General features: G+C 38.3%; 10 protein-coding genes and 5 pseudogenes. 7 read left to right on the top strand and 8 right to left on the bottom strand.

Going from position 1 to position 11,671, the window contains the following annotated elements:
- Positions 1-510 (top strand): hypothetical protein (locus ACWQ4X_RS18970; protein ID WP_228134818.1); only part of this gene is annotated, 510 nt, incomplete at its 5' end.
- Positions 511-585: 75 nt separating this feature from the next.
- Here the strand turns inward: ACWQ4X_RS18970 and ACWQ4X_RS18965 are convergent.
- The gene (locus ACWQ4X_RS18965; RefSeq protein ID WP_005006263.1) at positions 586-1,014 is read right to left on the bottom strand and encodes a hypothetical protein; all 429 of its coding nucleotides are present in this window, start codon (positions 1,012-1,014) and stop codon (positions 586-588) included.
- 189 nt (positions 1,015-1,203) lie between these two features.
- Here ACWQ4X_RS18965 and ACWQ4X_RS18960 point away from each other — a divergent pair, with 189 nt between their 5' ends.
- Positions 1,204-1,737, top strand: coding sequence for a hypothetical protein (locus tag ACWQ4X_RS18960; RefSeq protein WP_005006266.1), 534 nt, complete (start codon positions 1,204-1,206; stop codon positions 1,735-1,737).
- Between the two features lie 38 nt (positions 1,738-1,775).
- On the opposite strand, the gene ACWQ4X_RS18955 is transcribed toward ACWQ4X_RS18960, so the two are convergent.
- Positions 1,776-2,417 (bottom strand): N-acetylmuramoyl-L-alanine amidase family protein, encoded by a 642-nt coding sequence (locus ACWQ4X_RS18955; RefSeq protein WP_005028445.1) that lies wholly within the window; start codon positions 2,415-2,417, stop codon positions 1,776-1,778.
- A gap of 158 nt (positions 2,418-2,575) precedes the next feature.
- Between ACWQ4X_RS18955 and ACWQ4X_RS18950 the strand changes: the two genes are divergently transcribed.
- The gene (locus ACWQ4X_RS18950) at positions 2,576-3,328 is read left to right on the top strand and encodes a hypothetical protein (protein WP_005006271.1); all 753 of its coding nucleotides are present in this window, start codon (positions 2,576-2,578) and stop codon (positions 3,326-3,328) included.
- Between the two features lie 275 nt (positions 3,329-3,603).
- Positions 3,604-4,596: pseudogene (locus ACWQ4X_RS18945) on the top strand (site-specific integrase); the annotation flags it as partial.
- Between the two features lie 33 nt (positions 4,597-4,629).
- Here the strand turns inward: ACWQ4X_RS18945 and ACWQ4X_RS18940 are convergent.
- Together ACWQ4X_RS18940 and ACWQ4X_RS18935 are read right to left on the bottom strand one after the other, a co-directional pair.
- Positions 4,630-5,522, bottom strand: a pseudogene (locus ACWQ4X_RS18940) (IS3 family transposase); the annotation flags it as partial.
- Positions 5,523-5,574: 52 nt separating this feature from the next.
- Positions 5,575-6,279 (bottom strand): annotated as a pseudogene (locus tag ACWQ4X_RS18935) (IS6-like element IS1008 family transposase).
- A 356-nt stretch (positions 6,280-6,635) separates the two neighbouring features.
- Here ACWQ4X_RS18935 and ACWQ4X_RS18930 point away from each other — a divergent pair.
- Complete coding sequence (locus ACWQ4X_RS18930) at positions 6,636-6,929, top strand: hypothetical protein (RefSeq protein ID WP_004812242.1); 294 nt, start codon at positions 6,636-6,638, stop codon at positions 6,927-6,929.
- Here ACWQ4X_RS18930 and ACWQ4X_RS18925 read toward each other — a convergent pair.
- Positions 6,917-7,360 (bottom strand): annotated as a pseudogene (locus ACWQ4X_RS18925) (phosphotransferase); the annotation flags it as partial. The gene ACWQ4X_RS18930 and the pseudogene ACWQ4X_RS18925 overlap by 13 nt on opposite strands.
- A gap of 111 nt (positions 7,361-7,471) precedes the next feature.
- On the opposite strand from ACWQ4X_RS18925, the gene hisF reads away from it, so the two are divergent.
- A complete protein-coding gene (gene hisF / locus ACWQ4X_RS18920) occupies positions 7,472-8,230 on the top strand; it encodes an imidazole glycerol phosphate synthase subunit HisF (RefSeq protein ID WP_004812244.1) in 759 nt (252 codons plus the stop codon).
- Between the two features lie 300 nt (positions 8,231-8,530).
- Here the strand turns inward: hisF and ACWQ4X_RS18915 are convergent, their stop codons facing one another.
- Entirely contained in the window at positions 8,531-9,178 is a 648-nt protein-coding gene (locus ACWQ4X_RS18915) for a sterol desaturase family protein (RefSeq protein ID WP_004812246.1), read from the bottom strand.
- A gap of 114 nt (positions 9,179-9,292) precedes the next feature.
- Here ACWQ4X_RS18915 and ACWQ4X_RS18910 point away from each other — a divergent pair, with 114 nt between their 5' ends.
- Positions 9,293-10,300, top strand: coding sequence for an AraC family transcriptional regulator ligand-binding domain-containing protein (locus ACWQ4X_RS18910; RefSeq protein ID WP_457904601.1), 1,008 nt, complete (start codon positions 9,293-9,295; stop codon positions 10,298-10,300).
- Between the two features lie 39 nt (positions 10,301-10,339).
- Here the strand turns inward: ACWQ4X_RS18910 and ACWQ4X_RS18905 are convergent, their stop codons facing one another.
- Positions 10,340-10,582 carry a hypothetical protein gene (locus ACWQ4X_RS18905; protein WP_005404640.1) on the bottom strand — a complete coding sequence of 81 codons (243 nt, stop codon included), beginning with the start codon at positions 10,580-10,582 and terminating at the stop codon, positions 10,340-10,342.
- A 70-nt stretch (positions 10,583-10,652) separates the two neighbouring features.
- Positions 10,653-11,300 (bottom strand): annotated as a pseudogene (locus ACWQ4X_RS18900) (DNA/RNA non-specific endonuclease); the annotation flags it as partial.
- Between the last annotated feature and the right edge of the window lie 371 nt (positions 11,301-11,671).

The raw sequence follows: 11,671 nt of genomic DNA, 5'->3' as shown, positions 1-11,671 counted from the left end.
GTTGTTCGATATACCTTTGACGGTTTTCTATCTCCAGAGTACCAACACTATATAGACGAATTCATTGCAGAAAATGAACTGGATGAAGATGTCATTTTGAATATCAGAAATAAAACATCATCAGATATAGGCCTGGTTAATGTTGGCTTTAATCTAAATGGTTGCATCCTTGGCTTAACCCATACGGATGAATGGATGGAACATTTATTCCACTTGGTTAAGTTCATTACTGACAGTGAAAAACGCGAGAAAAGTAGGAACTTTTTGTCTGAACAAGACAAAATCAAGGAACAAAAAGTTTTAGAAAAACAAGCCAAAGAAAAAGAAAGGGAAGTGATGATTCAACAGGTAGAGGATCTCACCAATACCGATGATTTTAAATTATGCAAAACGAAGGGTGAAATATTGTTGTTTTGGGAAAAGAACATTCCTGACCTATACAAAACTCTATCCAGAACTTTTATGGAAACAATGTCTAAGAAATATATCTCTATATTGCGTGGCTCATGAAGTGATACGATATGAGGAAGAACAACGAGTAGTGCATAAATCAGTGTTCTTGAACAACGCAAACAACAATAAATATTAGTACTCAGCATTCACCAAAGTTTTGTATTGAGAATATTTCGTCAAATTTACTGTGTCACGTACTTGGCCATATTGAATACTGCCTAGATCTGAGTAGGTAAGGTTTTTCTTTTGAGATACTGCAACCAATAATTCATAGTTATTTCTTTGATTGAGTTCAATTGCTGAAGCGATATTTTTGTCTTGGCTCACTTGAGAAATAATGCTTTGGATCTCCTTTCTATCTGAAGCAGATACATCCAATGTAGTTAAATAAAATCCGATCGATAGAAATATTGTGGCGGTTAAAGTGAATAGGGATGCACCAGTAAGATAAACGGCGCGTAGAGTTCTATACTTTGTATAAACCACAACTGAAGATATGCAGATTGCCAAACATAGCGCAAGAATAACGGCATGTTGGTCTAGATAATCTGAGAAAAGCATTGTAAAGCCTGAAGCACAAAAACATGTTATATCACTTAGCTACCAAGCCATTTGTAGTATTTGAGACTTATCGTATATATGAAATATAAATAGCAAACCTTTGGTATATACTGAATCGGTTTAAAGTGCTGAAACAATAGGCTTTAGAAATAAAATACTAGTCAAAATGTGAATAATCAGGGGGTACACATGGGGCAAGCTAAGCAAAGAGGTACAGCTCAAGAACGTGCTGAAAGTGCAATTCAAAGTACGATTGATGCAACCTTGGCAAAGATTAAGACCGTACTTGATAGATACTATCAAGACATGCCGAATAACTTCTCGCAAGCTGAAAATTACTTTACTGGATATGTCGCTGCATTTGATATTAAAGATGGGATGGAACTTGAAGGTAAAGAGTCTGAATGGGCTTATGATGGTTTACCTACGCCTACCGCTTTACTCAAACTCGTTGAAACTGAGTTAAACGAAGTGATACGTGAAGATAAAGAGTTTTTGGATGACTTTGATCCTGAAATGTATATTGAAGAACTAGGCGAAAACTTGATGTTCTTCCGCTATATAGGTGCTTCTAGTTTCGATACGCCAGATGATGTTTTGCATAATATTCAAACAGTGTCATTTTGGGCGCCACACTTGGTCATGATTAATGGCGTATGGCATAACACTTATGATGCTGGTGCGGTCAATGATGATGGTGAAACGGTCGGCATAAGATTCTAATTCTAGAGGGGTGCATATTGATTACTGCAGCATGCACCTTATTGGTTTAAACATTGCTGTATCGACTGAGCAATATTTTCAGATATTTTCCAGATTACTTTCTGATTAGATAAGCGATTTGCTTCTTCAGGATTGGCAATCACGCCGATCTCAATTAAAACCGCCGGCTTTTGTGATTTCTTCAGGACCACTAGATTGTCATATTGATATACGCCATTTGAGGTCAAAAGCTTTTTGTTTTCACCTGGTATATTAATGCCATGGTAAGTAGAAGGGCTTTCACCAATTGATTTTAGGTTCTGGCCAATGAGATTGGCGCATTTCAAACTTTTTCCGTATTCTGGATTTTTCTTTGATACAAAAATTGAAAAACCTTTGAGTTGATTCTTGTACTTGGTCAGCTCAGTAGGTATTGAGTCGTGGTGCACCGAAATAAAAAGATTAGCATTAGGGTATCTGGTCGCACGTTGAACCAGTGAGACTTTATCTTCATTCACTGAAGATCTGAGCACTTGGACATGACGCGATTTAAGAAAGTATTCAATAGAATTGACCATGCTAAGGTTGTAAGTGTATTCAGGATAGCCGTTAGCTGCAGTAGATCCAGCTTGTTTTGGTGAATGGCCAACATCAAGTACTACTGAATTTTCAGCAAAGATAGATTGTGTAATGATTGACATTGCTAATATCGATATACATTTTAGCTTTAGCACAATTAAAACCCTTTAAGCTATTATTATGGTTTTAAGTATATTTAATTTAAAAAAAATTAAAAGGTTTAAAAGGTTTTGTTAAAATGGTTTTAAGATGGTTTTAAGATGGTTTTAAAGTACTTATCATGAGAGCTCTAAATACAATTTTGGATATAAAATTTATACATCGACTGTTCACTCAGTTTGTAGAACATCACCCACGACCATTGAGTGTTCACTTCCTGAAAGGCACCTATATAGATGAATTAGAGGGTTATAAGTCTAAATGGCTCGTTCGTTCTATTCAGCGTCTTATTAAAAATTGGGTCCAATTGGGGATGATAGAGGATCTAGGGCGTTCTACTTGTCGCTCATCTAAATATTATAGATTAAGTAAGTATGGTGAGCTGTTCCTTAAAATATATAGAACGAATGCTAATGTTAACTTTTATGACAATCCTAAGTTTAAGATATTAAAAAAAGATATTTCATATCGTTATTTTACCTTTACATATTTTGCAGTTTGCCAAAACAAATCCTTTAAATTGTCAGATCTGCAAAAACTTGGTGACTGCCTGAATTACCACATTCACGGACGTTCTTGGCAGCGTAATATTAATTTGTTCATTGAAGCTGGAATTATTTCATGTGAACGTCAATGTCCATCAGAAAGTTATAATTATCATGTAATCAAAGCATCCATCCATGCATTTGTGAAATCAGAACCCATTGAACGCATTGAGTTTGAAAAAAACTTGCTGAACTTAGGTATCGTGAACAATTATGAAAAATATATAGACTACAATAATTTGCTGTTTCACGTTTTGTTTAGCAAATGGATTAACAGTCCAGTTGACTTTGGATATTTTGTCGATCAAAACTTTTACGGTGCCAGCTAAGCTCACTCAAAACATCTACGGTGTAATACACCGTAAAAAGAATTGCACCTGGTACTTGCCACTAAAAAATGACAGTGAATGACATTTTGAGAGAAAAAAATTGTGGGGTAGTGCCTTTTCTACTCCTTTGAGAATTATAATTATGACAATTCCGATACACCTAACAATAACTTCATATTTTTCTTTCTTGAACTAAGATTCAATACCTTAACTAATTTCTATTTCAATCATAAAATATGATATGTTGACCTTAAGAATAATTCATAAACTTTACTATGTTTGCTTTAAAAACAATTCATTTAGAAAAGAAAGTCTCAAACGAAAATCAAATTATTCTTTTATTTGATTTAGATTCATTCTGTCCATGTATGTACCCTATGCTGTACACCATGAAATTTCTTAGATTTCAAAGTATCTCTACGCAGCATGCAGATTTAATCGCAATAAAATTTTGGTATGAATTTTGGTTTGAAAAGTTTGCCACGTCCTTTTGTGAGTCGTTCTATTCGACATCCTATAATTTTGAGATCATTCAATGTGAAATTGATAATTTCATTGTTTACTTAGAAAATAATAAAAAACTTGAAAGTAATCTTATACGGCTAAGCAATTCAGAACATATTAATTACACAACAATTGGTCATAGAGTTAGATCCTTCTTAAAGTTTTACAACTTCTTGATTAATGAATACTTAAGCATGCAATCACAGCCACAACTTACGTTGAAGGAAATTCAAAAAATTAAAGAAAACTTGAATAAATATATGACAATAAAGAAAAAAATTATAAATAATTTTTCAAAAGCCAATAAGACAATTAAAAGTGAGATAAATCATAATTTTAAGAGCATGAATCAGGAAATGATTAAAGGATTGTATTCAGTCATTTCACCAAGTAACTCTAATAAATACAATGAATTAAATCCTTTTAGATCTAAAAATGTACAACTCAGAAACTTTCTGATCATACATCTCATGCTCAACTATGGTCTTAGAATTGGTGAGCTTATGCTACTAACAACCAACTCTATTAAAAAATCAATTCAGAATCATAGTTTTAGTTTAATTATTACAAATACAGATGATGAGTTCGATGATCGATCAAAAAAGCCAAAAATCAAAAATGAATATTCGTACCGAGTAATTAAACTGCAGGAACGAGACTACAGAATTCTTCAAATCTATATAAATGAAATCCGAAAAGAAATTCCTTCACATATCTTATTTACATCCTTAAAGCCTCCCTATTCTGCTTTAAGTTATGGTAATCCTCCCATAAATAACCGAAGTTAAAAGTAGAGGTTAAGCAGCCCTTAGAGGTGGCTTTCCTTTGTTAGCTTGATGTGGTCTTTCATGGTTGTAATGCCACAACCAGTTTGTTGCATAATCTTGTACTTCTTCCAGTGTGTCAAATAGATGCTTGCTTAGCCAGCTATAACGTATAGTCCGATTATAACGTTCAATATACGCATTCTGCTGTGGCTTACCTGGTTGAATATATTCAATACGAATACCGTGCTCAGTAGCCCAGCGTACAAATTCATGACTGATAAACTCCGGGCCATTGTCACACCGAATAACTAACGGCTTTTCTCGCCACTCCAGCAACTGATTCAACGTACGAATAACTCGGATTGTAGGTAATGAGAATCCTGCTTCAATCGCTAAGCCTTCTCGACGGTAGTCATCAATCACATTTAATAATCGGAACTTTCGACCATCGATCAGCTGATCATGCATAAAATCTAATGACCAGACCTGATTTTCTCGGATTGGTTCTTTCAATGGTTCAGGCGCGTGCCGTTTTAGTCTTCTTCTCGGTTTAATACGCAGATTTAGTGCCAACTCACAGTAAATGCGGTAAACCCGCTTGTGATTCCAGCAGTGATTCTCAACATGTCGTAAATATGAGAAGCACAGACCAAATCCCCAATCGGAATTTGCCTCAGTGAGTTCAATGAGCTGTTTAGCAATTAATGCATTGTCATCGCAAAGTTTAGCCTGATAACGGTAGCAGGTTTCACTAATGCCAAATGCAGAGCAAGCTAAACGGATACTAACCGCATGCAGGGCAACGGCTTGTTGAGCCATCTGACGTCGGCAAGATGGCTTCACCACTTTTTTGACATTGCTTCCTGAACAATCTCTGCCTTTAATCGCTCTTCAGCATACATTTTTTTTAGTCTGGTATTTTCGGCACTGTTGCAAATAGGGATCTGAGTCGATGATGTTCCCTTTAAAAAGTGCTTAGAGACCGAAAACCCTGTTGATTAGACACACTTCACCCTGAGGCTGACCATAATAAAATGACGATGCTTGTCCTTTACGTAGTGCACGCATGACTTCAATACCTTTAATTGTGGCATAAGCAGTCTTCATAGATTTGAATCCTAATGTGGCCCTGATGATTCGCTTTAACTTACCATGATCACATTCAATGACATTATTTTTATACTTAATCTGCCTGTGCTCAATATCTACTGGACATTTTCCTTCTCGCTTTAATCGTGATAAAGCATGGCCATAGGTCGCTGCTTTATCTGTATTGATGACCCGTGGAATTTGCTATTTTTTCACCGTATTGAAGATCTTTCCTAGAAAACTATAGGCTGATTTACTGTTCCGTCTAGCGGAAAGGTAAAAGTCAATCGTATGACCCCGTTGATCAACTGCACGATACAGGTAAGTCCATCGCCCCTTCACTTTGATATAAGTCTCATCCATATGCCATGAATGTAAATCTGTAGGATTACGCCAATACCAGCGTAACCGTTTTTCCATTTCTGGAGCATAACGCTGAACCCAACGATAAATTGTACTGTGATCCACATTTATGCCTCGTTCAGCGAGCATTTCTTGAAGTTCACGATAGCTGATGCCATATTTACAATACCAACGAACAGCCCAAAGAATGATTTCACCTTGAAAGTGCCGACCATGGAAGGGATTCATCTGCTGTATCTCGAAATAAATAAGATATTTAGCTTATCATGTCAGCCTATTTGCAACAGTGCCATAAAAACTGCCTAATCCTGGATCGTAGAGACTTCATTTTTGAGAAAACGGAAGACCTAAAAGGCTTCAATGGCATCCATTGATTATTCGCCAAAGCTAAATAAAACCGTGGAACATTGATTGTTTTTTGATCGTGAAACATGAAAAATCATAAAAAAGCCCAATCGGGTGTGATTGGGCTATAAACTAGAAACTACAGCATTGATTTCTAAGGAAAATTAGAACACCTTTCGTATAAGGTGTATTATGTTAATTTTAGATAAATTAAAAATTTTCACTTTTAAGGGAATATCATGTTTAAACTTTTCTGCATTTTAATGCTATGTGCTAGTCAACAAGTTTTTGCTGGATTTGAAAATTTAAAAAAAATTGAAATTGAAGAACTTACCTTTAAAGAAATTATTAGAAGTCTTTATGAAGGTCAATTTACTCAAGGAAAAATTACTGAGATTGATTATGAAGATGGAGAATCATTTAGTCTTTATGATAAAAATCAAAAAAGAAAAGACATAGAAAATAGTACTTTATTAAAAAAACCAAAAAAATTAGACAAGCTAGAAAATCATTATATGCACTCTGACCAATAGGCATGGTTGCGGTTAAAATCACGCTGTAATGGAAAATCCTGTAACGCTAGATGCAGTTTGGCCTGCGCCTGTGCAATCGCCTGCACCTGGTCAATGCTGGCCTGCTCAGGATGCTCACCCATTAAACGTGGCGCAATCTGGGCAGGTTTGCCTGCAATACTATGGATGGCCTGACCGTGATGTTTCAACGGCACCGCGACAGGTACGCCTGCCTGCCCCAAACAGTCCAGCACGGGCACCAATTCAGCCGCCCCCTCAGTATCCAATTCTTCAAAAACCGTTAAGACATACTGTTTCTGTGTATGATCCACCAAAAAAAAGTTGGTGTTTTGAATACCGCCCTGGATTGGAATCAGGTCAATCACCGCCAAACCATAAGGCTCGGCAAATGCCTGCACTTCTTCTAAACTCAACGGGGTATAAACCGACATGGAAAACCTGCAAAATATCACTCTGATTTTGATAGAATACCCGTTCCCTCCATGAAGGTGTAGCACCAGAGTCGGTCTCCTTTCTCTCTTGGCGATTTTTTGGAAAATTTTATGCTCGCAAAACGTATTATCCCTTGCTTGGATGTTGATAATGGCCGAGTCGTTAAAGGCGTTCAATTCCTTGATATTCGTGACGCAGGTGACCCTGTTGAGGTTGCACGCCGTTATAACGAACAGGGTGCCGATGAAATTACCTTTTTAGATATTACCGCCACCCATCATGGACGGGACACCACCTACCGTACGGTGGAGCGGATGGCGGAAAGCGTGTTCGTGCCTTTAACTGTGGGGGGTGGCGTGCGTAAGGTTGAAGACATCCGTTTATTGTTGAACGCAGGTGCCGACAAGGTTAGCATCAACTCGGCTGCGGTGTTTAACCCAGAATTTGTACAAGAAGCATCGCAACGCTTTGGCGCACAATGTATTGTGGTTGCCATTGACGCAAAAAAAACGGGCGAGAATAAATGGGAAATTTTTACCCACGGTGGACGTAAGCCAACAGGTATTGATGCAATAGAATGGGCTGTTAAAATGGCAGACTTTGGTGCAGGTGAATTACTGATTACCAGTATGGATGCCGATGGAACCAAAGCAGGCTATGACATCGCTTTAATGCGTCAAATCAATGATCGTGTCACGATTCCAACGATTGCTTCAGGTGGTGTAGGAAATTTACAACATTTGGCAGATGGTATTTTGAAAGGTGGCGCAGATGCTGTACTTGCAGCTTCCATTTTCCACTTTGGTCAACATACGATTCCAGAAGCGAAAAAATATTTAGCTGAGCAAGGCATTGAAATGCGCCTTTAAGCAATAAAAAATAGCGAGATCCAAACCTCTCAATGCGATTGCTTGAGAGGTTTTTTATTCGGCAAATTTTAGTCAAAAAAATACCTTGCTGAGCAAGGTATATGAAATGCGTTTATACAACGCTAGAGGGTAAACGAAAAACAATAAATTTGGATAAATATCAAGCAACAAAAAGGCTTGGGCTAAATTAGCGAGATATTCAGCAAAAATATTGACATTAAAAACCAATTTTATTGACAATTCACGACATAAGCACACGACCAGCATCATGTTTTGTCAAAATGCCCTCTTCACGCTTTATCAAGAAGCAACCGATACTTTTTCGATCTCTTCTGTCTGAGCAGCGGCCACCAATTTTGGTTTCTGTTCTACCCATTTAGCAGGAAATACTGATTCAATCGCTTCAGTTAATATCTTCGAAATCGGTGTAGGTAAAGGTAGACCCAATGGATTGGCTTCTTTCAAATCTGCTGAAGACACCACACGCGTCCCCATCACATAATCAAACCAAGGACGAGTAACACACCAATTTGCATCTTGGTTCGAGTTCATGTGGTGATCATAGTGCCACGGGATTGTACGCTTCGCCCAATCAGGCTCAAGATGGGCACGGCGATGAACATAATAATAATTCCCCGCACTATAAATCGCTGCAAGCGCCATGCCTTTTGAAAAAGGATAGAACACAACACTTAGCACACCTGCGGCTACAGCAAGTGACATTAACTCATTGCGCGTACGCCAGTTGTCCAGACCCTCGACATAACAATCATCAGAAAAGCCCTGCTTGCGCACTTCACGGTGGTGTGCCCAGTGCGATTCCATCTGTTTTGGCGTTGGGCTGAAACGTGGCTTGCCTTTACGGTGAACCCCATGCAGTAGATATTTATGGGCAAACCATTCATAACCGTTTGCAATCACCAAACCTGCAACAAAACCCTTCAACATGGTTTTCTCCAAATGTTTCCTTATTTTTTTAAAGATATAAATTTTTGTAGGCGAAGTATTGACGATAAGATATATTTATATTGACAAAACACGACAGAATAAGGAGTAGACAGGATGTCCCAACTCAAGAACTATACAGGCTCTGTTTATGGCGGATTAGGGCATTTATTAAAGGCTTATTGCGAAACAAAAAATATTGAAATTCCTGAGCAATTACAACAAGTCCAAAATCTTGAACGTTTTGATTACGTCATTTGGCGTGACTTACTTGAAGATCTTAATCGTTTAAATCCCAAGACAGGTTTAGGCTTAGAAATTGCAGAGCACGTACAACCTAAACATTTAGGAATTATTGCTTATCTCGCACTGTCATGTGAAAACTTGGGCGAAGCATTGGCGCGTTATCATGATTTTCATCGCTTAATTTATGATGGTAGCCCTCTCGTCGTTGAATTTAACCCACCCTACGCATCAATCCGCTGGGAAGCTCCAGAACCCAACCCAACCCAATTAACAGATGAAATTGCAATTGCGCTGATGGTGCAATTCCATAAGTTATTTCTGTCAGGTGAAGATCTCAATCAACACGAAGTGCATTTTGTGAATACCGCACCGAAAAACATTATGGTTTATGAGCAGTATTTCCGTTGTAAAGTCCGTTTTGATCAGCCTAAAACTCAGCTACTTCTACCTGTTACCGAAGCCTTTAAGCCACTTCGAACAGGCGATCACACTTTACAGCAACTACTTTTACAGCAGGCACAGGCGCTTCTGGACAAATTACCCAACTCGACCCAACTCGACCAACGCTTGCAGCACGCCATTTTGACGGGCCTGCAAAAGAACCAATACCAGATCGACTTTATTGCGGGGAAACTGGGAGTTTCGGTTCGGCAGTTACAACGCCACCTGCAACAGCAAAATGCCACTTTTCAGGAACGGGTACAGGAAGTTCGCTTTATGCTGGCAACTGAATATCTAAAAGACCCACACCTGAGTTTACAGGAGATTGCCCTGCTGCTTTGCTATTCAGAACAAAGTGCCTTTCAGCGCGCATTTAAGCTTTGGACTGGTTTAACCCCACAACAGTGGCGGAAGAACAATACCATTTATAGTTCTTAATCAAGTTGATAAGGAAACGATGGTTTCTTAAAGCATTTTTTATAGAAATGGATTTTCGATTTCCTGTTCAGGTTGGCGCTGAATTTTTTCAGGGAGATTTTCCTGTTCCAGGGCTGCCACCAGCTCATTAATAAAGGCTTGTAACTTCTTGGCAGCCTGTAAACCGACCTGATCTTTGGTTATTTGCAGATTGCCATATAGGCTCACACAATCGACCTGATTTTCCAGGGTCAGGTCATAGATTGCGGAAGACTCATTTCCATTCACAAAAGGCTTAAACATCTCGTTCCCCATTATTATTCTCTTTTCATCACACTGAGCTAAACATAGATGATTTGCAAGATGCTCTACATTATCTCAACAATTGTAAAAAATACTGCACCAGCATATCCACCAACTGCTTGATCAGCGCCTGCTTGGTTTCCTCATCAATCTGTGGCAACTTACTTTCAGCAGTCTGGGACTGTCCTGAAGCAAACTGCTTTTGTTGAGCCTGTATGCTGGCGGTATCGGCTTCTTCCGCACATTGGCTTTCCGCATCCCAACGCATATATTTAATGTCTTGATTGGCCTTAACCTGAGCTGCGGTCAACGGTAATTGATAGATGTTACGCTTCTGCTGCTCGGTCAGTTGCGGGAATAAATTAACCCCCAGCTTCTCTTCCAGATAACAGATACTGACGACCCTGACCTGCTGTGAATCATTGTTAGGTGCATAATAGGCACCGCTAATGCCCTGTTTGGGCAGATACACCGCCTTATACACGGCCGTTGGCACAATCACGCCATTCCCAATGGTTTTGAGCCGCTTTCCCTCAAACACGGGACCTGTGACAATATAGGCATCCCTATGCTGTTTGGTCACAATCGCGCGCACGGCCTCCTCCAGCTTACGCCAGACTTCCTGATTATTTTTAGGGGCCTGTGGCACCATATTAGCTAAAGAGAAACTATCATATTGTGCAGCGGTGTTATTCATATCGCCATTTGGCGCCATGTGTTATATCCGGATTTAATCTATACTCATACAAAACACTCAATTTAATTTAAATTATATAAACTATAAATTAAGTAATAGATGTCCTTCTAAATTAAGAAGAATTCTTATTTGATTAATATTTCTACCTTAACATTCATGCATAATTCGTGAATGAGAACATCTATTCAAAATAGCTTTCCAGAACAATGTTTAAGAAGTATATACGCAACTCAGTTTAAGAAGATGCAGACTTAAGCCTAGGAACAGATTACAGATATACTGAGATCATTGACAAAATTCAAAATTCAAAAAATCTTAAATACTAAAAAATATAAATCTCTGAATGTGATATACGCTGAACTATCAGGAGACTTTCCCTTGGGAGATTCTAG

This window comes from Acinetobacter sp. NigerLNRRAM0016 (genome assembly GCF_054112845.1).
Note: the sequence above shows the minus strand (reverse complement) of the source record. Positions and strands in the feature narration are given on the sequence as shown.